Raw genomic sequence first — 22,600 nt, 5'->3', positions numbered from 1 at the left:
CGTCTGTTCGATCAGTGTGACTGATCAAGCTCTGGAAACTGGATTGTTGACGCTGTACTCACTCACGTGGCGCGCCAACAAATTCAGTTAACCTTGGTACTTTTTAATAACCAAAGTTGCGTTTGTGCCGCCAAAGCCAAAGCTGTTTGACATTACGGTTGTTAACTCTGCATCACGTGCTTCTGTCACGATGTCTAGACCTTGAGCTGCTTCGTCCAAGTTTTCAATATTGATGCTTGGAGCAATGAAGTTTTTGTCTAGCATAAGTGTTGAGTAAATCGCTTCGTGCACACCAGCGGCGCCTAGTGCGTGACCAGTCATTGCTTTTGTTGCAGAGATTGCTGGGCTGTTCTCACCAAACAATTGTTGGATCGCACCAAGCTCTTTCACGTCACCAACTGGTGTCGACGTGCCGTGCGTGTTGATGTAATCCACACCGTCAACGTCTTGCATCGCCATCTTCATACAACGGATCGCGCCTTCACCTGATGGTGCTACCATGTCATAGCCATCTGAAGTCGCACCGTAACCTACGATCTCACCGTAGATTTTCGCGCCACGTGCTAGAGCGTGCTCAAGTTCTTCGATAACCAGCATGCCGCCACCGCCAGAGATAACGAAACCATCACGGTCCGCATCATACGTACGAGATGCTTTGTCTGGAGTGTCGTTGTATTTCGTTGACAGCGCACCCATGGCGTCAAACATCATGGTTTGAGACCAATCAAGCTCTTCACCGCCACCCGCAAAAACAATGTCTTGTTTACCAAGTTGAATAAGCTCCATCGCGTGACCGATACAGTGTGCAGAGGTAGCACATGCAGAGCTCATTGAGTAGTTCACACCACGAATCTTAAATGGCGTAGCAAGACAAGCGGAAACCGTAGAAGACATAGTACGAGGAACCATGTAAGGGCCAACTCGTTTTACGCCTTTTGCGCGCATCGTGTCTGTCGCTACCGTTTGGTTGTATGCAGAAGCACCGCCAGAACCCGCAACGATACCGGTACGATCGTTTGAAACCTGATCCTCTGTAAGACCAGCGTCTGCGATTGCCTGCTCCATTGATAGGTATGCATAAGCAGCCGCATCACCCATAAAGCGCATCTGCTTACGGTCGATGTGTTCCGCCGGGTTGATTTTTAGGTCACCCCATACTTGCGAACGAAGACCGTGTTCTTTGAACTGCTCAGATGCAGTGATGCCAGATTTGCCCGCTTTAAGAGACGCTAGAACTTCTTCGACGTTGTTACCGATACTTGAAACAATACCCATACCGGTGATTACGACTCGTTTCATTATGACATTCCTATAATTCAAAAATCCGCTAGATGATAACTAAGATAGTCAACAAAAGTGGTCAGCTTTCCCATAAATTCGTACAATCGCCCCATTCTTACCGCGCCAAATCACAAATTTGCACCATTATGACTTCAATAAAAAACGCAGAACTTGGTTGGAACGAAGCTGGTACTCCGGTTTCAGACCAATTTGATGATGTTTACTTCTCTAACGTAAACGGTCTTGAAGAGACACGCTACGTTTTCTTAAAACAAAATCATCTCCCAGAAAGATGGCAGGAATTTGACCAAAGACGTTTTGTCATTGGTGAAACAGGATTTGGCACGGGATTAAACTTCTTAGCAGTATGCCAGTGGTTTAGTGAGTTTCGTCGTCAGCATCCAGACGCAGCATTGAAAGAGCTGCATTTTATTAGCTTTGAAAAATACCCGCTAAGCCAAGCGGATTTAAAGAAGGCGCATGAAGCTTGGCCTGAGCTAGCTGAGTACGCGGAAAAGTTACAAAAGCACTACCCTGTCGCCGTACCTGAGTGTCACCGCATTGTGCTTGAAGATGGCGCAATTACACTCGACCTTTGGTTTGGCGACATCAAAGACTGCATGCCGCAAGTCCCATACAACGAGCAAGGTTTGATTGACGCTTGGTTTTTAGATGGATTCGCGCCAAGTAAAAACCCAGAAATGTGGAACCAAAATCTGTTCAACAACATGGCTAAGTTAGCCAAGCAAGACTGTACAGTTGCCACTTTTACCGCAGCGGGCTTTGTGCGTCGAGGATTGAACGAAGCAGGCTTTGCAATGAAAAAAGTCAAAGGCTTTGGCACCAAGCGAGAAATGATCGCAGGTTCGATGGAACAACGTGAAAAGCAGTCGAACCATCTCCCTTGGTTCAATCGCACAGCATCTAGCAATCTTGATTCGATTGCTATCATTGGTGGTGGTATAGCCAGCGCGGCGTTAGCGAAAACGTTGGTTCGTCGTGGCCAAAACGTCACGCTTTACTGTAAAGACACTCAACCAGCCGAAGGAGCTTCGGGTAATCGTCAAGGGGCCGTGTATCCCTTGTTGAACGGTCCTCATACTGGTGTTTCGCGTGTGTTTGCGCCTGCATTTTTGTTTGCAAGACAATTTATTGAACAAGCTGCGAAGTCGGTTACATTCGATCACGATTGGTGTGGTGTAACTCAGCTAATGTGGGATGAAAAATCTGCTGATAAGCTGGAAAAGATGCTTGCGGGTAATTTTCCTTCTGAATTGATTCAAAAACTGTCCGCCGAGGAAACTGCGAATACTATCGGATTACCTATCGATATGTCGTCTGTGCACTATCCTATGGGAGGGTGGTTGTGCCCTGCCGAGCTAACGCGTGGGTTAATCAAACAATTAGAACAGACATCGTTACTCTCAACGAAGTTTGAACATCACGTTGAAGCATTAAATTGGGATGAAGACCATCAGCTTTGGACACTAACGGTCAATGGTCAAACATTTGAGCACTCAACCGTTGTGGTTGCGAATGGCCATGAGTTCCAAACATTGAGCCAAACCGCTTCCCTGCCGATGGGACAGGTGAAAGGGCAAGTCAGTCATGCTCCGGCAACCGAAACGCTGAGTCAATTGAAAACGGTATTGTGTTACGACGGCTACATGACGCCTGTTAACCCAAACAATCAGCACCTGTGCATAGGCGCAAGCTACGATCGCTGTCACCTAGACTACGAATTTGATGAAAACGCTCAGAAGGATAACGCAGAAAAATTAGTTAAGTGCGTACCGAACCAAGAATGGCCAAAAGAGGTAGATATCAGTGGCAATCGATCTCGCCAAGGTATTCGCTGCGTGAGCCGAGATCACTTACCATTTGTCGGAAATGTGGGTGACTTTGAGACGATAAAAACGCAATACGCCAACTTACAAAATCAAAAAGCAGAAGAGGTAGAAACCGTTCATCAGTTCACTAACCTATTCTGCTTCTTAGGTTTAGGATCTCGTGGGCTGAGCTCTGCACCATTGTTAGCTGAAGTGTTGGCCTCGCAAATCTGTGGGGACCCGCTGCCATTACCTGTTGATGTATTGACCGAACTTCATCCAAGTCGAATGTGGGTTCGTAAACTAAGAAAAGGCAAAGCCATTACTGAGCTGTAAGAGTATCCTCTCGTTTACATTCCCGACGCAAATATGTGTCGGGAATCACTAACTCATTAAGTCACTCGTGTTGAAATTACTTCAGCCGTGCAATTGCCTGTTTCACTTGTTCTGCCACTTCCGGATTTACCGCCTCACCAGACTCCACGTCAAAGTTCTCGTAGAAGCTCGGCACAGATAGCGATGCTTTCACATCTGCTCCGAAAAATTGCGCGGAACCTGTTGCCGCTGCAAGAACGCTCTGTGCGCCACCCGGACCAGGAGAAGTTGCTAAGTAAACGACTGGCTTGTTTTGGAATACGTTGCGCTCAATGCGCGTCGCCCAATCAAATAGGTTTTTATACGCTGCTGGGTATGAACCGTTATGCTCTGCGAAGGAAACAACAATAGCGTCAGCCTCAGCCAAATCACGTAAAAATGCGACTGCACCTTCAGCTTGACCAATTTCTTTCTCTTTGTCTTCGCTAAACATCGGTACTTGATAATTGTTTAAGTCTAAAACGTTCACTTGAGCGTCTTCGACTTGGTTTGCTGCGTATGTAGCAAGTAATTTGTTGATTGAGGTAGAGCTGGTAGAAGCACCAAATGCGACAATTTTCATGGTTGTAATCCTTTGTTCACGTTTTATGCTAACCAGAATAAAAGTTGAACAGTTTCGCTACAACCACAAAAATTTTATGGAGAGGTTCGAATTTTTCGAAGTAGTAAATGATTTGGACTAATAAATGGAGAACGACGTTCGGAGATTAAGCCTGAGCCTGCAGTTCTTGCCACAAGTCACTGACGATCGCGCGATCAGCTGGGCTTAACTCGGTACGAGCGTCTTCCAAACTGCTCTCAATGCGTGACTTCAGCTCAGTAATATCGCTAATGCCTTCTTCTTCACAAGATGCCGCAGACAAAGAGATGTGACCACGTAGATAACCACCAGCAAACAATTCATCGTCAGATGCTGTTTCAATTCGAGCATCAATCAGTTCCAGTAGTTTTTCTTCAAATTCAATAATCATGGTGTATCTCTGAGGTTATTTGAGGTTATTTAACGCAAAAGTCTGACGCTTCCAGCGGCTTGGTTTGGTAAAACGCACGCAGAGCATCCGAAAGCATTTTCACTCGCAAAGGCAAGCCAGCTTCCAAAATACCTAACACTTCTTTATGCACTTTCTGCATAAAGCCGAGCCTATCTGGTTCAAAATCGCCGTGTAGATTGTCACAACTCACCGTAAAAGGGAAGCCAGCACTTTGTGCCAGAATCCATTCATAAGCTTGCGGACGCACTTCAACTTTCTCAAACTCCGCTTGAACTTCTGCCGTGCGCCCATCGGGTTCATACCAATAGCCAAAATCTTCCAGCAAACGACGCTCTGGCCCTGCCACACACCAATGCGAGATTTCGTGTAATGCGGAGGCATAAAAACCCCGAGCAAAAATAATCCGATGATGAGGATGCTCATCATCAGCAGGAAGATAAATAGGCTCATCACCACCTAACTCCAATTTCGTATTAAATTGGTCTAAAAAGGTGTCATTGAAAATGGTGATAAGGTCTTGGTATTCGTGGGTCATCGTCGAGTTTGTACTTCAGTTTGACATGCGCTGCGTATTGTCGCTGTTTTTATCTATAAGGTAAAGGTGCTCCCACAGTTTTGGTTATTAGTTGAATTTATCTGAACATCGCTTTCTCCATATAATTTCTCATTCGTCAGCGTACTCATTTGCTACTACACTCTCGCCTTATTTTGATGCTGCTCAAACTGCTGTTTTTTTAAGCGATTTGATTACAGGCATGTTGCTGGTTTTAATCACTTTTTAAGAATGATAAAACCTTTTGTAAGTGTTGTTGCTGCGCCTACGATGATTCACGTAGAACGTAGTGACTTTTTACGTTGAGTGTCTCCCTATGTTGCTAAGTGTGTTGTATATCATTGGTATCACGGCTGAAGCCATGACAGGTGCGTTGAGTGCTGGTAGAAGAAAAATGGACTGGTTTGGTGTTATGTTGGTGGCCAGTGCAACGGCCATTGGTGGTGGCACCGTACGTGACATTTTACTGGGACACTACCCTCTTGGTTGGGTAAAAAACCCAGAGTTCCTGGCAATCACGTGTGTTGCGGGTGTACTTACCACAGGCTTAGCGAAATGGGTGATTAAGCTAAAAGGTCTATTCATCCGCCTTGATGCGTTAGGTTTGATCGTGTTCAGCATCATCGGAACTAAGATTGCGATGGGCATGGGCTTACACCCTGGGATCTGCATGGTTTCAGCGCTAGTAACGGGTGTATTCGGTGGGCTACTCCGCGACTTAATCTGTCGCCAAACACCGTTGGTGCTGCATGAAGAACTTTACGCTTCTGTCGCTCTTATCGCATCAGGAATGTACTTAGCGCTATTAGAATTTAATGTTCCCGATGTAACAGCCACTATCATTACACTGATCACCGGTTATATGCTGCGTATGGCCGCGGTACGTTTTAAGTGGCGTCTCCCTTCTTTCAATTTGGAAACGGAAGGCTCACTCCATTAACTTATCTAAACGCGTAATGAAAACACGTTAAAAAGGCTGCTCATTGAGCAGCCTTTTGTCTCTCTATCAAGCTTATTTTTAAGCTTAAATCTTCGGTGTTTCAGTTGTTACGCCATGGTTTTGACCACGATGACGCAGCAAATGATCCATCACCACAATCGCTAGCATCGCTTCAGCAATTGGTACGGCACGAATACCCACACAAGGATCATGACGGCCTTTGGTGATCAATTGAGTTGGCTCACCTTCTTTTGTGATGGTCTCACCCGGAACGGTGATGCTTGATGTTGGCTTAAGCGCAATGTTAGCCACAATGTCTTGACCAGTTGAGATACCGCCAAGAATACCGCCCGCGTGATTACTGCCAAAACCTTCAGGAGCAAGCGTATCACGGTGTTGACTGCCTTTTTGGTTTACCACATCAAAGCCATCACCGATCTCAACGCCTTTCACCGCATTAATGCTCATTAGCGCGTGCGCAATGTCGGCATCCAGACGATCAAATACAGGTTCACCAAGACCAACAGGCACGTTAGTTGCCACAACCTGAATTTTCGCGCCAATTGAGTCGCCTTCTTTTTTCAGGTCACGGATAAGTTGGTCAAACGCTTCTACTTTGTCCACATCTGGGCAAAAGAACGCGTTGTTTTCGATTTCGTTCCAATCTACCTTGTCGATAGAGACATCACCCATTTGTGACAAGTACGCGCGAATCTCAACACCAAACTCATCTTTCAAGTATTTCTTCGCGATTGCACCCGCCGCCACACGCATTGCGGTTTCACGAGCAGACGAACGGCCGCCACCTCGATAGTCACGGATGCCATACTTTTGGTGGTAAGTATAATCAGCATGACCCGGACGGAATTTATCTTTGATGTCCGAGTAATCTTTTGAGCGCTGATCGGTGTTTTCAATTAGCAAACCGATCGATGTGCCTGTGGTTTTGCCTTCAAAAACACCAGAAAGAATTTTAACTTCATCCGGTTCACGACGTTGTGTGGTGTAACGTGATGTGCCTGGACGACGGCGGTCGAGATCGATTTGCAGATCTGCTTCTGTAATTTCTAACCCCGGAGGACATCCGTCTACGATACATCCCAGTGCGATACCGTGACTTTCCCCGAATGTCGTCACTCGGAAATGTTGTCCGATACTGTTTCCTGCCATTACTTCCTCAAGTTTTTATCGCTACGCCCTCTCAAACCAGAGCGCAACTGCTTTCCAATTCTTCGTGGATTCATAGTGGCTTTATTACGTTTTGATGTAAAGAGTTAATCTCGGCGAGTTATGCATAAAAAAACACCGAGCATAAAGCTCGGTGTTTTGACGTTTAGTGCAAGACCCTATTTAGTCTTTGTACAGTTTAAACTCTTCTGCACACTCAACCAGCTGGTCACGCGTGAGCATGAATACGCCGTGACCGCCGTTCTCAAACTCAATCCAAGTGAACGGAATCTGTGGGTACTGTTCCATCATATGAATCATTGAGTTGCCAACTTCACAGATAAGAATGCCGTTATCTGTTAGGTAGTCTGGTGCGTTTGCAAGAATACGACGCACAAGTTTTAGGCCATCCGTACCGGCTGCTAAACCAAGCTCAGGTTCGTGTGTGAACTCGTCTGGCAGGCTGTTCATGTCTTCTTCATCCACATATGGTGGGTTAGACACGATCAGGTTGTACTTCTCTTTTGGTAGGTCGCGGAACAAGTCAGAGCGAATTGGGAACACTTGTTGCTCCATGCCATGATCTTGTACGTTTTGCTCAGCCACTTGTAGAGCGTCTGTAGAGATATCAATCGCATCCACTTCAGCTTCAGGGAACGCGTGAGCACATGCAATTGCGATACAGCCGCTGCCTGTGCATAGGTCCATGATGCGCGCAGGCTCTTCCACCAACCAAGGTTGGAATTCTGCTTGAATCAACTCACCAATTGGAGAACGTGGCACAAGCACACGCTCGTCAACGAAGAATTCAAGACCGCAGAACCATGCTTTGTTGGTTAGGTATGCTGTTGGCGTACGCTCGTTGATGCGTTTTACTACACGCTCAACAATACGCAGACGCTCGCTGGTCGTTAGGCGAGAGTTTAATACGTGCGGAGGCACATCAATCGGCAAGTATAAGGTTGGCAGGATAAGCTGAACCGCTTCATCCCACGCATTATCAGTACCATGACCGTAAAACAGGTTCGCTGCGTTAAAGCGGCTTACCGTCCAACGAATCATATCTTGAAGGGTATGCAGCTCCGATACCGCTTCTTCTACAAAAATCTTATCCAAAATTGCCTCCGAAAAGCGCTACAATACTGCCAATAAAAGTTTATTAATGAAATTGTTTACCTAATGAGCAAAAAAGACACCGAACACGATGACGATTTCGCCTTGTTTCAGGAAGCAGTACAGGGCGTAAAAAAGTTGCGACAGGATACCATAATCCAGCAACCAAAAAAAAATACTAAGCAAAAAGAAATCAAGCGCTCCAACCGTGAAGCGAGTGATTCTGAGTTTTACTTCTCCGACGAGTTTGTCCCTCTCTTAAATGAAGAAGGCCCAACTCGTTATGCACGTGACGACGTCTCCACTTATGAAGTTAAACGTCTACGTCGCGGCGTGTATGTACCGGACGTATTCCTCGATATGCACGGCATGACACAACAAGAAGCTAAGCGCGAACTTGGTGCGATGATCGCCTACTGCGTCAAAAACGAGATTCACTGTGCGTGTGTGCAACATGGCATTGGTAAACACATCCTGAAACAGAAAGCGCCACTTTGGTTAGCACAACACCCAGATGTAATGGCTTTCCACCAAGCGCCGCTAGAATTCGGCGGTGATGGTGCGTTGTTAGTTTTGCTCTCGATTCCAGAAAAGTAACTAGCTCACTGTAGAAGCAATTAAACAAAAAGGCAGGAAATTTCCTGCCTTTCTTCATTCTATATCTAATGTTTAAATGCTTATTTGGTTTCGACGCTTATGGCGTAATATGCCACAGCACTTCACCGTTTTGCGTTTGTAGATCGTATTCAATACACACTAGACCTGATGTAGGAAACATCGGTGGTGCCATGTCTTTTACAAACTCTGAAGTGAGATAACCAACCAAAGGCAAGTGAGAGACAAGCAGAAGCGAGTCTAGTTTTTCCACTTCAATCAATGCACTTGCAAAATCAAATACATGCTCAGATTGACCGTAAGGTGTAATATCTTCACAAGTTTCGATGCTTTTTGCAGCAAAATACTCGCTGATCTCTTGCCAAGTTTGTTGAGCTCTAATGTACGGACTCACCAACACTTTATCGAATTGCGCAAAACCTTGTTCTTTACAGGCTCTCGCAACCGCTTCTGATTCGACTCTGCCTCTTGGGGTCAATTGTCGTGCTGCGTCTGAATCTGCAAAATGCTCGGCTTCGCCGTGACGCATGATGAATATTTTCATGTTATTTCCTAGGGATAGCTAACGCTACCAAAAGGTTGACTGCTATCTTTATTAGATAGACGGGGCTAACTTTAATAATGACGAAACAAAAATACTGATATAATTATCTGTTCATTATACCAATTCGCTTGCTAAAGATAGCGACTTTCTTAACAATCTATTAAAAAGAATGTACTCAGTTCATCACAGTATTTAACTGTGCTATGAGTTCAGAGCATTCATTCAAACAGTTCTTCCCCATACGCAAACGCGATGGGCCTGTGCAGAAGTCTACGAATAACAAAAATACGGCAAGCAGTATTTGTCGAAACGCAAACTTTGCGCCCCCTAGCTAGGGGTTCATAATTACTGTAATGCGAAATCTGGAGACGCATCGTGCATCTAAGTCCTAACGATTCAAATCAATACCGCTACATTACCTTGAGCAATGATCTGCGTGTACTGCTGATTCATTCCGAGACAGCTCAACAGTCAGCAGCTGCTCTAGCAGTGAACGTTGGACACTTCGACGACCCAAACGATCGCCAAGGTCTGGCACACTATTTAGAACATATGCTTTTTTTGGGTACGGAAAAATACCCTAAAGTGGGCGAGTTTCAAAGCTATATTAGCCAGCATGGAGGAACAAATAACGCTTGGACGGGTACTGAGCACACTTGTTTCTTTTTTGATGTTACTCCGAATGCCTTTGAAAATGCCTTAGATCGATTTAGCCAATTTTTTACCGCACCATTGTTTAACGAAGAAGCTTTAGACAAAGAGCGCCAGGCTGTCGACTCCGAATACAAACTCAAACTTAATGACGATTCTCGCCGCCTGTATCAAGTCAATAAAGAAGTCATCAATCCAGATCATCCTTTCTCTAAGTTCTCAGTCGGCAACCTAGATACATTAGGTGACCGAGATGGTAAATCCATCCGCGATGAAATTGTCGAGTTTCACCACTCTCAATACTCTGCCGATCTCATGACGTTGACGCTCTTTGGGCCGCAGTCGCTCGATGATCAGCAAGCGTGGGTAGAAGCCATGTTTGCCAATATCCCAAATCACCACCTTCGTGGAAAATCGATTGATGTCCCCATTAGCACCAAAGAAAGTACCGGGATTTTAGTTCAAGTTGAACCAATCAAAGAATTTCGAAAACTCATTCTCACCTTCCCAATGCCGGGAATGGATAAGCACTACGGCGTTAAACCACTCTCTTACTTCGCGCATTTACTCGGCTATGAAGGCGAAGGCAGCTTAATGCTCCAGCTAAAAAATGAGGGCTGGATTACGTCGCTTTCTGCGGGAGGCGGCGCAAGTGGTAGCAACTATCGAGATTTTACGGTTAGCTGCACACTGACCCCACAGGGTCTCAACCACGTTGACGACATCATCCAAGCGGTTTTTCAATACCTCTCGATGATCAAACAAGACGGCCTAGATGAATGGCGCTATCTCGAAAAACAAGCGGTGCTTGAGTCGGCGTTTCGTTTCCAGGAACCATCTCGACCAATGGATTTGGTTAGCCATCTTGTTATCAATATGCAGCATTATCAGCCAGACGATACCATTTATGGCGACTACAAAATGGCGGGCTATGATGAACAACTGCAGCGTTCGTTGCTGCAATACTTAACCATCGATAATGTCCGCGTAACCCTTATTGCAAAAGGACTGGAATACAACCGTACTGCCGAATGGTACTTTACTCCGTATTCCGTCACGCCTTTTAGTGACGAGCAACGCCGCTTCTATCAACAAATCGATCCAAGCTGGCAGTTCGTCTTACCAGAAAAGAACCCTTATATTTGCTACGATCTCGATCCCATGCCGTTCGAAAATGGTGGTTCACTACCAGAGTTAATTGAAGATCTCGAAGGCTTCCGACTTTGGCATTTACAAGATGATGAATTTCGCGTGCCAAAAGGCGTTGTATATGTCGCTATCGACAGCTCTCATGCTGTTGCATCCCCGAAGAACATTGTCAAAACGCGCCTATGTGTCGAGATGTTCCTCGATTCGCTAGCAAAAGAAACCTATCAAGCGGAAATCGCAGGGATGGGTTACAACATGTATGCTCACCAAGGCGGGGTTACCTTAACTCTCTCAGGGTTCAGCCAAAAACTGCCTCAATTGTTGGAAATGATCCTGCACCGTTTTGCTTCTCGAGATTTCAGCCCTGCACGCTTTGAAACCATCAAGCAGCAACTGTTACGTAACTGGAGAAATGCTTCACAAGATCGTCCTATTTCGCAGCTGTTTAACGCACTTACAGGGCTACTTCAACCCAATAACCCGCCTTTCGCAACCTTAGTCGAAGCGCTAGAAGAAATCGAAGTCGATGAACTCTCGGTATTCGTAGAATCAATTCTTGCAGAACTGCACGTTGAAATGTTTGTTTACGGAGATTGGCAGCGTCAACAAGCGCATGACATGGCGACGACCTTAAAGGATGCCCTAAGAGTAAAAGAGCAGCGTTATGAAGAGGCGCTCCGCCCACTCATCATGCTGGGAAAAAACGGCAGTTTTCAACGTGAAGTACATTGTAACCAGCAAGATTCGGCGGTCGTTATTTATCACCAGTGTGAGGATATTGAGCCTCGTAGCATTGCTCTATACTCATTGGCGAACCATCTCATGTCGGCAACATTTTTCCACGAGATCCGCACAAAACAGCAATTAGGTTACATGGTGGGCACTGGCAATATGCCACTTAATCGTCATCCAGGTATTGTGCTTTATGTGCAGTCACCCAATGCTGCGCCTGCCGAGCTGGTTACCTCAATCGATGAGTTCTTAAATGCCTTTTATATGGTGCTGTTAGAACTGAACGATTACCAGTGGCATAGCAGTAAGCGCGGCTTGTGGAATCAAATAGCGACGCCGGACACCACACTGCGAGGTCGTGCTCAGCGTCTTTGGGTTGCAATAGGAAACAAAGACACCGAGTTTAACCAACGTGACAAGGTACTTGCTGAACTGAAGAAATTGACCCGAGCAGACATGATTCGCTTTGTCGTTAATGAGTTGAAACCTCGCACGGCAAACCGATTGGTCATGCACTCTCAAGGGCAATCGCATTCGGACGCTCCGCGCATCCACTTAGGGCAAGAAATTGGATCGATTGAAGAGTTCCAACTTAGGCCAAAAGATTGCGGCTTAGGATGATCTAATTGCGCAGTAATAAAATTATCGATTAGTAAGTATATACCTACAAACCAATGAGGTTGTGGGTCTCATAAATAGAATCGACACCATAATTGGCAGAAAATTGAAATTACGCCATTGCGGCTTATGCTCTAATTACCACACTAAAAATAAATTAATGAGGTAATCATGAAAAAAGCACTACTACTTGCGGCTATTATACTGCCACTGGCATCTGCACACGCTGAAATCTCGGTGAAAGGTGATGGCTTTGAGCTAAGTAACGACTGTGTCCGCCTAAGCGGAGACAATGTTTCTATCAAATCAGATGATTGCTCTTCAAAACAGTGGAAAGATAAAGACAACAAAGGCAACAGCAGCGTTCACGGGGACGACAACCCAGGAAAAGGCCACAATAAAGATAAGAAAGACAAGAAGAAGTAACTATTTCTTATTTATGAAAAAGGCTTGCCACTGGCAAGCCTTTTTCTTTACCGAAGCAACGTTTAATAGAATGTGGTTCCTTCTCCAGCTCGAGTAAGCAAACCATCACACGGTGCGTAACGATCGCCATACTTCGATGCAAACTCATTCATTTTCTCAACCAGTTCTTTAATGCCAAACTGATCCATATAACGGAATGGACCGCCCAAGAATGGAGGGAAACCAATGCCAAATATTGCACCAATATCACCATCACGTGGCGAGCGAATGATGCCGTCATCCAAACAACGTACCGCTTCATTCAGCATTGGTAGTACACAGCGCAACGCAATATCGTTATCGCTCAGCTTAGGTTCAGGATCGAGCTTAAGCAGCTTGTAGATAGATTTATCGACATCTTTCTTCTTACCTTTGTAAGTGTAGAAACCTTTCCCGCTCTTACGTCCTTTGCGACCGTCATTCAATAAGATATCGAACACGTCCGGGCCTTTGAATCGCTCACCTAACTCGTTGACTAGAATCGGCATGATCTTCGCGCCGATGTCGACACCGACTTCATCCAGTAAGGTAATCGGGCCGACAGGGAAACCAAAATCAAGCAACGCCGTATCAATCTTTTCGATTGGTTCGTTAGCCAGCAGAATATGCGCCGCTTCGTTCATGTATGGCGCAAGAATGCGGTTCACGTAAAAGCCCGCTTTGTCTTTCACTACGATCGGGGTTTTACCTTGCTTTTTAGCAAGTGCAACGACTGTTGAAATGGTTTCATCTGAGGTCGTTTCATGCGGAATCACTTCCACCAACGGCATTTTTTCTACCGGGCTGAAGTAATGCAAACCCACTACGTTTTCTGGACGCTCCGCTTTTTCTGCAATTTTGTGGATTGGTAACGAAGAAGTATTAGTCGCAAAGATGGTTTCCGGCTTGGCATTCGCTTCAATATCCGCCACCATTTTTTGTTTAAGATCTAAGTCTTCAAAAACGGCTTCAATTACGACATCAATATGATTAAAGCTGGTAAAGTCGACACCGCCAGACAGTTGCAACATTTTCGCTTGCAGATCGGCTTTTGATAGAATGCGACGTTTACGCTGTTTCTCGAATAACTTGTAGTTATAGTTGAGTGCGTTTAGAACGCCATCGTTGCTGACGTCTTTGATGCGGACAGGCACCTTCGCTTTTGCAACAGACACATGGCTGATTCCTGCGCCCATCAAGCCACCGCCAAGCACGCCAACTTTATGAACTGGCGCGGGTTTCGCATCCGTACCATTTTCTTTCTTCATTTCAGTTGTCGCAAAGAAGATAGAACGGAGCGCTTTTGATTCAGAGCTCATCACAAGCTCACCGAAGCGTTTCGCTTCAAGCTCTTGTCCTTGGGCGAAACCTTTCTCTAAACCATGCTGAATAACTTCTAGAATTGCAACCGTTGCTGGATAGTTACCGCGAGTTTTTTGATTCGTTTTCTTCGCTGCCTGTTCAAACACAAACTTGCGCCCTAACCCGCTACCCGACATCACTTTTTCTTTCGTCGATAGCTTTTTCGTACCCTTGTTTTTACCTTTGTCGATAAACTGTTTGGCTACGTCGAGCAAAATGGTGTCAGGGACACAGGCGTCCACAACGCCCAGTTTTTTAGCTTTCTTCGCACGAAGTTGTTTACCCGTTAAGATCAAGTCCAGTGAAGGTAACAGGCCAATCAAACGCGGCAGACGCTGCGTACCGCCGGAACCTGGCAGCAATCCAAGCTGTACTTCTGGTAGGCCTAAACGCGTTTTATCTGAATCCGTACAAATACGATAATCACATGCAAGAGCAAGCTCTAAGCCACCGCCTAAACATGGACCGTGAATAGCGGCAATCACAGGATATGGTAAGTCCGATAGCTGCTGGAATAGCTCTTGACCTTGCCTCGCTAATGCTTCTGCTTCACTTGCGGTCGTGCACGCTTCTAGCATGCGAACATCGGCTCCCGCGACGAAGTTGTCCGGTTTTAGGGAATGAATGATCATCCCTTTGATGCCACTGGCGTCTTTTAGCTGAGCAAAGATTTCTTTCATTTCATCAGCAAAAGCCGCCTGTAGCGTATTCATTTTTTCATTAGGTACGTCAATCGCTAACCAAGCAATATTCTGCTCATCAACTTTTAGACTAAATGCTTTTTGCTCGCTCATTACTCAGCCTCCAGAATCATTGCTGCACCAAGACCGCCAGCTGCACATGCGGTATTCAATGCAATACCGCCACCACGGCGTTTCAGTTCACGTAGGGTTTGCGTCATCATACGTGCACCAGTCGCAGCAAATGGGTGACCATAAGCAATTGATCCGCCAAGCACGTTGAACTTATCCATGTCAATTTCACCGATCGCTTTCGAACGACCTAGATTTTCTTGAGCAAACTTATCTGAAGCAAACATCTTCACATTCGCCAATGCTTGCGCAGCAAACGCTTCGTGCATGTCGATCAACGTCAGATCAGACAGTTCCAAGCCTGTATTTTCTAGCACTTTCGCAGTGGCATAAGTCGGTCCCATCAGCATGTCCTTTTCCACACCAATCGCTGAAAATGCGTAGCCGCGGATGTAGCCAAGAATCTCCATGCCAAGCTCTTTCGCTTTACCTTCGCGCATCAACATCACTGCCGCACCACCATCAGTCAGTGGCGTACTGTTAGCTGCCGTAACACTGCCATACTGGCGATCAAAGGCAGGTCGAAGTTTCGCGTACCCTTCTACGGTTGAGTCGTGACGGACATTGTTGTCTTCCGAAATCCATTTTTTGTATGGTTCGGGAAAAGCCGTCATCACTTCACCTTGGATCTTACCTTCTTTCCAAGCTTGGGAAGCCAGCATATGAGAGCGATGTGCTAGCGCATCCTGCTCTGCACGAGAAATACCATGCGTCTTTGCCATTTGCTCCGCAGTTTGTCCCATCGACAAGCCCGTCGAGTACTCGGCTACTGCAGGAGGCACTGGCATAAGGTCTTTAAAGCTCAAGTTTTTGAGGATGCTAAGCTTCTGACCCATTGTTTTTGTCTTACTTAGAGCAAGCAGATTAGCGGCCAGTTTCTTAGATACGCCAATAGGCAGGACGGAAGAAGAGTCTGCACCACCAGCAATACCGATATCGATGGTTCCCGCCATGATGCTTTCTGCGACATTGACCGCCGCTTGAAAACTCGTTGCACACGCACGAGTCACACTGTAAGCATCAGTATGGATGTTCATACCGGTGCCTAACACGATTTCTCGTGCGATGTTTGGCGCTTCAGGCATTTGTACTACTTGTCCAAATACCACTTGTTCGATTAACTTCGGATCAATATCTGTTCGAGCAAGCATTTCGCTTACTACCATTTTCCCTAAATCGACCGCTGGCACTTGGCTAAATTCCGTGCTTTGACGAGCAAAGGGAGTTCGAAGCCCCGCGACAATAGCGACACGCTCACCATTGCGTGTTTTTACTTCCTGCTTGCCCATTGTTTCTCCTTAAATACAAGAGGTCTGACCTGATGCATTGTAATGAATTTGTTAAATTTATCAAACGTGCGTTTAAATAAACGTGAAGCAAGTAGATCAATTACTCTACTTCTTTGATTCTTATGCGATTAATAATGATTAACTATAGAGAGTTAAAACGGTAAGAGGTATACGGAAGGTAAAATCGAAGCAAAAAAAAACCACACATAACTGTGTGGTCGGAATATCTATAAAACAATTAACTTACGCCAATTGAAAATTAATCAGTTTCCTGATTAGGAGAAAGTAAAGTCAGCCTTCAAAAGGAAGTGTCATCTTGCTCAACATGTTAGTCGCAATGACTAACGAGATGACAAGATGTACTATAACCCCTTCACTGCTTGATATTTTGAAATAGATCAATTTTATAGTGATTTTACGAGCTTTAAGCACATCTAAAAGGCTCAGCGATGCAAACCGATTCAAAAATTCACCGCTAGCAGTCTCTTTTTATGTCCCATCGAATGAACTTATCCAAACCATTGATTACTAATGATGATATTGTTAACAATCTTTACCAATTCATGTTCGATGATATTTGGCATTTGCGTATACACTTTTAAGTAACCACATAGCTTATTGTGTCAGAGGTTATCTACGACACACGCTCAACCGAAACCGCGAGGCTATTGAAAAGTAAAGTCATGCTCAGAACAAATAAGAAACTCACAGAGCGAGGATGGAGGCTCCTGTGGCCATATTAAAAATGTTTGGAAAGAAAAATTCCAACAGTCCGGTCAACTCTGATATGGACAAGCAAAGAAAATACGAAGCGCTCGTCCGAGGGTACCATCGTGACTTATATCGCTACGCATACTGGTTGTGCAAAGATAAAGCGATAGCGGAAGATCTAGTTCAGGAAACCTGTCTTAGAGCTTGGAAGTCACTCGATAGCCTTCAGGACGAAAAAGCTGCCAAGTCTTGGCTCATCACAATATTGAGACGGGAAAATGCGCGCCGCTTCGAACGTAAACAATTTGATTTAGTTGATATCGATGATTACGGCAATGATGCTAAAGTCAGCGATGACCCACATCATCAGCAAGAATGGCTGCAAGCGCAGATCATGAAACTCGATGTTGAATACCGCGAACCTTTATTTCTCCAAGTTGTCGGTGGTTTCAGCGGAGAAGAGATTGGCGACATTCTTGATTTAAATAAAAATACAGTGATGACTCGATTATTTCGCGCTCGTAATCAACTCAAAGAGATGTTGGATTCTCAAGATACTAAGAGAGGACAAAAGAATGGATGATTTAGAATTTCGTCGTCGTATTTTGTCGGATCCAAAACAAAAGGATGAAGAGATTCTGCAAGCTTTAGCTGGTAGCGACGCCAACAATAAGTTTGTTGATGACGTTTTGGATCTCGACGTAAAAATTAAACAAGCCATGAATGTGGATGTACCTGAAGATCTCGCTGATAAGATTTTATTTAGTCAGACGTCGAGTGCACTTGATGAAGAGAAGGTCGTCAGACCAAACTTTGTGCGCAAAGCAATGGCACTTGCCGCTTCTATTGCGTTCACCGCAGGATTATTAGTTGGTCAAGTAAACTGGGGAAATGTTTTGGTTTCTCCAGCACAAGCCAGTTTAGCGGATACCGCGATGAAACACGTTATTCATGAAGAACCTTTTGTTCGTCATCTTGATGAGGATGTACCGAGCTCGCAAATTAATGCGAAAATGTCGCCATTTCATTACCAGTTTAGTGAAAACTTTCCATATCACGTTTACTACCTAAACCACTGCGGTTTTGGTGAATCCAATGCGGTGCATATGGTATTCCAAGGTCCAAAAGGTAAAGTAACATTATTTATTACTGGTATTCCAAGCGAACAAAGTACCGACTTTAGTAAGGATGGCATGACCGGAATCGTTCAGCCCGTCGGGAGTTCAAGCTTAATTTTAGTCGGTGAAGAAGGTGAAAATATTGATGCTATCGCTACGACTCTTGCATCAATGATTAAACCGATGTAATAACTTCGACGATTTCCAGCATTCGAAAAGTTAAATGCCGCTAAATGATCTTATTTAGCGGCATTTTTGTATAAATAGGCCACAAAACATTCACCGCCACTATTGCATTTAGAGCTTAAACTCTAATTTATGCACTTTAAGTGCAACTTCCCGTCTTTTAGGCATCATTTCTTTCATTTTTATTCAATTTTATCCAATGGTCGGATTTGTCCAAGCAACTATTGATACTACTATCTGCGCCACTGAGCAAAAGCTCAATTTATCGTCCAAAGAGACGAATCTAATAAGGAAAAACAAATGACTCAGAACACGCGTCTGTTTAAAAAGACTCTCCTAGCAGTAACGGTAGCTTTTGCCTCAGGTCAATCGATGGCAGCGGGTTTCCAAATCAACGCTCAATCAGCAACTGGCATCGGCCGTGCATTTGCTGGTGATGCAGTAATCGCAGATAACGCCGCGGTAATGGCTCGTAACCCAGCAGCAATGGCTCTATTTGATAAAATGGAACTTTCGCTAGGTTTCGAAAGCATTACTTCAATGATTGAAGTGAAAGATGCGAAATATTGTGGTTCAACGTGCCAAGTAGCACCAACACTATTCAAGCCTGTCGACTCAAACTATGACGACGCTGGCGATACTTCTATTGCACCGAACATTCATCTAATCGTTCCTGTAAATGACAAGTTTGCATGGGGCGTAAACGCATACTCTAATTTCGGTACTAAGACAGAATTCGACAATAGCTTTGCGGCAAAAGAATATGGCGGCTTAACTGATGTTAAGAGCGTAAACTTTGGCCTTGCAGGTTCTTACCGTCTCAATGAACAATGGAGCTTTGGTGCTGGTTTAGATTTAATCTACGGCCAAGGTACAATGAAGCGTGAACATGCTGCAATAGGCACACTTGTCGATGTAGACGAAGCTGATGGTTGGGCTGTAGGTTTCAATGTTGGTACTGTGTACGAGCTAGATGAAAACAATCGATTTGGTCTTGCATACCGCCATAGCCCAGAAATGGAAGCAAAAGACGATAAAGGTCAAAAAATCACACTACCTTTACCAGATATGGCCGAGTTCTCTGGCTTCCACAAAATCCAAGACACTAAGTTTGCTGTACACTACAGCATCCAATACATTGGCTGGGAAACTTTCGATCAAATTGAATTCTCTAACTTAAAAGGCTCTCCTCTTGGCTCATCGTACGATAAACAGTACCAGTGGCAAGATGGTTGGCACTACTCGATTGGTGGTACATATTACCTAAGTAATAACTGGACACTTCGTGCTGGTTACATGTACGACACGAGCGCCCAAGCTGACTTAACGTCTGTTTCCGTTCCTGACTCGGATCGCCAATGGTTCTCTACCGGCTTTACTTATCACATTGATAGTAAATCAAATGTCGACTTTGGCTTTACGTACCTAATGGGTAAAGATGTTGAGGTAAATGAATCAACACCAAACCCAATGTACAACCCAGGTGACGCTCAAAGCCCTCAAAATATCTCGAGCTTGTCAGCAACAACACGCGCTGATGCGATTCTATTCGGCTTACAATACAGCCGTAGCTTCTAAGCGCTTCGCTGTTAGTTAGTAGAAAAATACTTTATATAAAAGGCTGGATTTCCAGCCTTTTTTCATATCTACAATTTATTGCTCACTCAATTTGAGTGAACACGTGTATCTAAATCTCACAATTAGGACGCACAGCTGTTCGCTGAATTCCATTTACAAGCCCTTCACAGTTAGATTATTAAACCACCCAAACAACACTTGAAAGCATAATATTCCAAATGACTGCTTGTGCTGGATTTTCATTTCTAAAGTAAAAACTCTACCTTTAAACTTTCGTCCCACGTTATAAACAAATCAGCGAACATTCGAATGAAAACCAACAAGACTCTTCTATCAACAGCAGTGGCATTAAGCCTACTTGGCACAACGGGCATGGCTAACGCAGCAGGTTTCCAACTTGCTGAATATTCTGCAACAGGCCTAGGTCGAGCATATGCTGGTGAAGCAGCAATGGCTGACAACGCAAGTGCACAATGGCGTAACCCAGCAATGCTAACTTATTTGGAAGGCACTCAAGTGTCCGTTGGTGCAATCTATGTGAACCCAAATATTGATATTGAAGGTGATGTAAACTTCCACGGTAGTACTTCTTCTGCATCTTCAGATGATTTCGCACATGATGCAATCATTCCAAACTTCTACCTATCACACCAATACAATGAGAAATTCGCGATTGGTTTGGCATTTGGCACCAACTACGGCATGGAAACCGATCTAGGTAAAGGCTTTGGTGCATCACACTTCGGTAACGAAGCAAGCGTAACGACAATGGAAGCGAACTTAAACGCAGCTTACAAAGTCAATGAATCAATCAGCGTTGGTGGTGGTATCCGTTACATCATCGGCGAAGGCAGCTTTGGCGCAGCAGCTCCTAAGAATAACGTTGTAGGAAAGCACCCTTTAACTGGCGATCCTATCAGTGTTCCTCAAGGTACCGCTCTAAAATACATGGAAGGTGACGATACCGCTTGGGGCTGGCAAGTTGGTACTGCATGGCAGATCAATGAAAATAACCGTATCGGCTTCGCGTACAAATCTGAAGTTGAACTGAAGCTTGAAGGCCATGCTGAAGGTCTAGGTTTTGGCTTCGGTACTAAGCTTTCACAACTACGTGACAACGGCTACATGTACCTAAACCTGCCTGCAACGGCTGAGTTGGCAAGCTTCCACCAAGTAACAGACCAACTTGCGTTACACGCAAGCTTTAACTGGACGGATTGGAGCTCTTTCGAGAAATTGGAAGCACGTCTAGATACCGCTGGCACGCATATGGTTAAAGTAGAAAACTGGGAAGATAACTACCGCTTTGCTGTTGGTGCCACTTACCAGCTTGATCCTAAGCTAGCGCTACGTACTGGTATTGCGTACGATACTTCAGCGGTAAGCGACAAAAACCGTACGATCACTATTCCAGAAACTGACCGTACTTGGCTAAGTATTGGTGCAACGTACGATTGGACAAAAGACTTCAGCCTAGACGCTGGCTTCACCTATATTTTCGCGAAAGACGCGCCAATCGTTGAGTCTCGTGGTTACAAGTCAGACGACGCTGCGGAACAAGTCGGCGGCCAATTCGTAGGCGAAACTACGGGTAATGTTTGGCTAATCGGTGTTCAAGCAAACTACCGTTTCTAACCAAACAGCAAAAATACAAAAAAGGCTTAGCATCAGCTAAGCCTTTTTTATTTGTATATTGTAAGGAACAGCGCTTAAAAGTCTTCTAGGTATTCGTCTAAATACTCTTCTTCTTCGATGTTAACTTCTTCAACGGTTTCAACTTCTGCTTTAAAGTTTTGACGCTGAATATAAACATCGCGAGTAAGAATATATGGATCCGGCGACGAGTCTAACTGTGCTTCTTGCGGTACTAATAAAGCACGCTTCTCCATGCCTTCAAACGCCCACTTGCCCAAACTCGCCCAGAAGTTGAGGTAAGAGAGGGGTAAATACGTACTATCTACGGTATCTGTCACTTCACGTAAGGTATACGGGCCATAACCTGGAATCATGAAGTAAGGGCCATTTCCAACACCATAGTGGCCTACTGCATCACTGAACGCTTTCTCGTCGTATTTCGTAATACCCGCGGCACTTGCAATATCGAATAAACCGAAAATACCAAACGTCGAGTTAATCCAAAAACGGTTAAAGTGGTCCACGGCTTTCGTGCCGTTACCCATGACTAAGTTATTAACCATGCTGGCTGGCTCATCTAAGTTCGACAAGAAGTTAGCGATACCGGAACGAATAGGAACTGGCGTGTATTCCACATACGCAAGTGATACAGGACGAACCAAATACGGATCTAAATATTCGTAGTTGATTTCCCACATGGTTCGGTTAAAGCCTTCCAACGGGTCATACACATCAGAAGTCGTTTGATTTGTTTCTTGTCCTGTTACTGCTTCATCAGGCGCACTTGAACAGCCAACCAGTCCAACTGCAAGCAGTAACAAGAAGGTAGATTTACCCTTGTTATACATTTTATTTTCCATAACGACTATTAATGTACCTAAGTCACCCAATGAACAGTTGTACGTA

General features: G+C 44.9%; 19 protein-coding genes. 9 read left to right on the top strand and 10 right to left on the bottom strand.

Features of this window, described 5'->3' with window-relative positions:
• Positions 1-87: 87 nt before the first annotated feature.
• Positions 88-1,299, bottom strand: coding sequence for a beta-ketoacyl-ACP synthase I (gene fabB / locus D8S93_RS02380; RefSeq protein ID WP_006741726.1), 1,212 nt, complete (start codon positions 1,297-1,299; stop codon positions 88-90).
• Between the two features lie 128 nt (positions 1,300-1,427).
• Between fabB and mnmC the strand changes: the two genes are divergently transcribed.
• A complete protein-coding gene (mnmC, locus tag D8S93_RS02375; protein ID WP_152811806.1) occupies positions 1,428-3,446 on the top strand; it encodes a bifunctional tRNA (5-methylaminomethyl-2-thiouridine)(34)-methyltransferase MnmD/FAD-dependent 5-carboxymethylaminomethyl-2-thiouridine(34) oxidoreductase MnmC in 2,019 nt (672 codons plus the stop codon).
• A 76-nt stretch (positions 3,447-3,522) separates the two neighbouring features.
• On the opposite strand, the gene D8S93_RS02370 is transcribed toward mnmC, so the two are convergent.
• The 3 genes from D8S93_RS02370 to D8S93_RS02355 all read right to left on the bottom strand — a co-directional run bounded on the left by D8S93_RS02370 (position 3,523) and on the right by D8S93_RS02355 (position 5,012).
• The gene (locus D8S93_RS02370) at positions 3,523-4,047 is read right to left on the bottom strand and encodes an NADPH-dependent FMN reductase (protein ID WP_046875554.1); all 525 of its coding nucleotides are present in this window, start codon (positions 4,045-4,047) and stop codon (positions 3,523-3,525) included.
• A gap of 145 nt (positions 4,048-4,192) precedes the next feature.
• Positions 4,193-4,456: a YfcL family protein gene (locus D8S93_RS02360; RefSeq protein WP_005397926.1), complete on the bottom strand. Its 264-nt coding sequence runs from the start codon at positions 4,454-4,456 to the stop codon at positions 4,193-4,195.
• A gap of 25 nt (positions 4,457-4,481) precedes the next feature.
• A complete protein-coding gene (locus tag D8S93_RS02355) occupies positions 4,482-5,012 on the bottom strand; it encodes an elongation factor P hydroxylase (RefSeq protein WP_012841543.1) in 531 nt (176 codons plus the stop codon).
• 334 nt (positions 5,013-5,346) lie between these two features.
• Here D8S93_RS02355 and D8S93_RS02350 point away from each other — a divergent pair, with 334 nt between their 5' ends.
• On the top strand, positions 5,347-5,970 hold the full coding sequence (locus D8S93_RS02350) for a trimeric intracellular cation channel family protein (protein ID WP_074191661.1): 624 nt from the start codon (positions 5,347-5,349) through the stop codon (positions 5,968-5,970).
• Positions 5,971-6,054: 84 nt separating this feature from the next.
• On the opposite strand, the gene aroC is transcribed toward D8S93_RS02350, so the two are convergent.
• Together aroC and prmB are read right to left on the bottom strand one after the other, a co-directional pair.
• Entirely contained in the window at positions 6,055-7,140 is a 1,086-nt protein-coding gene (gene aroC, locus D8S93_RS02345; protein ID WP_005397911.1) for a chorismate synthase, read from the bottom strand.
• Positions 7,141-7,320: 180 nt separating this feature from the next.
• Positions 7,321-8,253 carry a 50S ribosomal protein L3 N(5)-glutamine methyltransferase gene (gene prmB, locus D8S93_RS02340; protein ID WP_005397909.1) on the bottom strand — a complete coding sequence of 311 codons (933 nt, stop codon included), beginning with the start codon at positions 8,251-8,253 and terminating at the stop codon, positions 7,321-7,323.
• 63 nt (positions 8,254-8,316) lie between these two features.
• Between prmB and smrB the strand changes: the two genes are divergently transcribed.
• On the top strand, positions 8,317-8,847 hold the full coding sequence (smrB, locus tag D8S93_RS02335; protein ID WP_012841540.1) for an endonuclease SmrB: 531 nt from the start codon (positions 8,317-8,319) through the stop codon (positions 8,845-8,847).
• 97 nt (positions 8,848-8,944) lie between these two features.
• Here smrB and sixA read toward each other — a convergent pair whose 3' ends face one another.
• A complete protein-coding gene (sixA, locus tag D8S93_RS02330; RefSeq protein ID WP_005397904.1) occupies positions 8,945-9,409 on the bottom strand; it encodes a phosphohistidine phosphatase SixA in 465 nt (154 codons plus the stop codon).
• Positions 9,410-9,784: 375 nt separating this feature from the next.
• Between sixA and D8S93_RS02325 the strand changes: the two genes are divergently transcribed.
• Together D8S93_RS02325 and D8S93_RS02320 are read left to right on the top strand one after the other, a co-directional pair.
• Positions 9,785-12,562, top strand: coding sequence for an insulinase family protein (locus D8S93_RS02325; protein ID WP_319802949.1), 2,778 nt, complete (start codon positions 9,785-9,787; stop codon positions 12,560-12,562).
• A gap of 168 nt (positions 12,563-12,730) precedes the next feature.
• Positions 12,731-12,985, top strand: coding sequence for a hypothetical protein (locus tag D8S93_RS02320; RefSeq protein ID WP_046875551.1), 255 nt, complete (start codon positions 12,731-12,733; stop codon positions 12,983-12,985).
• Positions 12,986-13,047: 62 nt separating this feature from the next.
• Here D8S93_RS02320 and fadJ read toward each other — a convergent pair whose 3' ends face one another.
• Together fadJ and fadI are read right to left on the bottom strand one after the other, a co-directional pair.
• Positions 13,048-15,159, bottom strand: a complete 2,112-nt coding sequence (gene fadJ / locus D8S93_RS02315; protein ID WP_152811805.1) for a fatty acid oxidation complex subunit alpha FadJ — start codon at positions 15,157-15,159, stop codon at positions 13,048-13,050.
• Positions 15,159-16,466, bottom strand: coding sequence for an acetyl-CoA C-acyltransferase FadI (fadI, locus tag D8S93_RS02310; RefSeq protein WP_152811804.1), 1,308 nt, complete (start codon positions 16,464-16,466; stop codon positions 15,159-15,161). Before fadI ends, fadJ begins: the two co-directional genes overlap by 1 nt.
• 718 nt (positions 16,467-17,184) lie before the next feature.
• Between fadI and D8S93_RS02305 the strand changes: the two genes are divergently transcribed.
• The 4 genes from D8S93_RS02305 (at position 17,185) to D8S93_RS02290 (ending at position 21,694) form a co-directional block, all read left to right on the top strand.
• Complete coding sequence (locus D8S93_RS02305) at positions 17,185-17,760, top strand: sigma-70 family RNA polymerase sigma factor (RefSeq protein ID WP_029836529.1); 576 nt, start codon at positions 17,185-17,187, stop codon at positions 17,758-17,760.
• Positions 17,753-18,484, top strand: coding sequence for a DUF3379 domain-containing protein (locus D8S93_RS02300; protein WP_017635939.1), 732 nt, complete (start codon positions 17,753-17,755; stop codon positions 18,482-18,484). Before D8S93_RS02305 ends, D8S93_RS02300 begins: the two co-directional genes overlap by 8 nt.
• Positions 18,485-18,781: 297 nt before the next feature.
• Complete coding sequence (locus D8S93_RS02295) at positions 18,782-20,059, top strand: outer membrane protein transport protein (RefSeq protein ID WP_085342876.1); 1,278 nt, start codon at positions 18,782-18,784, stop codon at positions 20,057-20,059.
• Positions 20,060-20,368: 309 nt separating this feature from the next.
• On the top strand, positions 20,369-21,694 hold the full coding sequence (locus tag D8S93_RS02290) for an outer membrane protein transport protein (RefSeq protein WP_124008392.1): 1,326 nt from the start codon (positions 20,369-20,371) through the stop codon (positions 21,692-21,694).
• A gap of 74 nt (positions 21,695-21,768) precedes the next feature.
• On the opposite strand, the gene D8S93_RS02285 is transcribed toward D8S93_RS02290, so the two are convergent.
• A complete protein-coding gene (locus D8S93_RS02285) occupies positions 21,769-22,542 on the bottom strand; it encodes a VacJ family lipoprotein (RefSeq protein ID WP_005394290.1) in 774 nt (257 codons plus the stop codon).
• Positions 22,543-22,600: the final 58 nt, after the last annotated feature.

Origin of the sequence: Vibrio sp. VGrn 2 (assembly GCF_009361695.1) — a bacterium.
GTDB lineage: Bacteria > Pseudomonadota > Gammaproteobacteria > Enterobacterales > Vibrionaceae > Vibrio > Vibrio diabolicus.
The sequence above is the reverse complement of the archived record's forward strand: the minus strand, read 5'-3'. Positions and strand labels throughout refer to the sequence as shown.

Excerpts from the sequence above, each read along its gene's own strand:
- D8S93_RS02360 (WP_005397926.1), bottom strand. The coding sequence starts at position 4,456 with ATGATTATTGAATTTGAAGAAAAACTACTGGAACTGATTGATGCTCGA.
- fadJ (WP_152811805.1), bottom strand. The coding sequence starts at position 15,159 with ATGAGCGAGCAAAAAGCATTTAGTCTAAAAGTTGATGAGCAGAATATT.
- D8S93_RS02370 (WP_046875554.1), bottom strand. The coding sequence starts at position 4,047 with ATGAAAATTGTCGCATTTGGTGCTTCTACCAGCTCTACCTCAATCAAC.
- D8S93_RS02355 (WP_012841543.1), bottom strand. The coding sequence starts at position 5,012 with ATGACCCACGAATACCAAGACCTTATCACCATTTTCAATGACACCTTT.
- D8S93_RS02285 (WP_005394290.1), bottom strand. The coding sequence starts at position 22,542 with ATGTATAACAAGGGTAAATCTACCTTCTTGTTACTGCTTGCAGTTGGA.
- D8S93_RS02300 (WP_017635939.1), top strand. The coding sequence starts at position 17,753 with ATGGATGATTTAGAATTTCGTCGTCGTATTTTGTCGGATCCAAAACAA.
- D8S93_RS02290 (WP_124008392.1), top strand. The coding sequence starts at position 20,369 with ATGAAAACCAACAAGACTCTTCTATCAACAGCAGTGGCATTAAGCCTA.
- aroC (WP_005397911.1), bottom strand. The coding sequence starts at position 7,140 with ATGGCAGGAAACAGTATCGGACAACATTTCCGAGTGACGACATTCGGG.
- smrB (WP_012841540.1), top strand. The coding sequence starts at position 8,317 with ATGAGCAAAAAAGACACCGAACACGATGACGATTTCGCCTTGTTTCAG.
- fabB (WP_006741726.1), bottom strand. The coding sequence starts at position 1,299 with ATGAAACGAGTCGTAATCACCGGTATGGGTATTGTTTCAAGTATCGGT.
- D8S93_RS02295 (WP_085342876.1), top strand. The coding sequence starts at position 18,782 with ATGACTCAGAACACGCGTCTGTTTAAAAAGACTCTCCTAGCAGTAACG.
- mnmC (WP_152811806.1), top strand. The coding sequence starts at position 1,428 with ATGACTTCAATAAAAAACGCAGAACTTGGTTGGAACGAAGCTGGTACT.
- sixA (WP_005397904.1), bottom strand. The coding sequence starts at position 9,409 with ATGAAAATATTCATCATGCGTCACGGCGAAGCCGAGCATTTTGCAGAT.
- D8S93_RS02350 (WP_074191661.1), top strand. The coding sequence starts at position 5,347 with ATGTTGCTAAGTGTGTTGTATATCATTGGTATCACGGCTGAAGCCATG.
- D8S93_RS02305 (WP_029836529.1), top strand. The coding sequence starts at position 17,185 with ATGGAGGCTCCTGTGGCCATATTAAAAATGTTTGGAAAGAAAAATTCC.
- D8S93_RS02320 (WP_046875551.1), top strand. The coding sequence starts at position 12,731 with ATGAAAAAAGCACTACTACTTGCGGCTATTATACTGCCACTGGCATCT.
- fadI (WP_152811804.1), bottom strand. The coding sequence starts at position 16,466 with ATGGGCAAGCAGGAAGTAAAAACACGCAATGGTGAGCGTGTCGCTATT.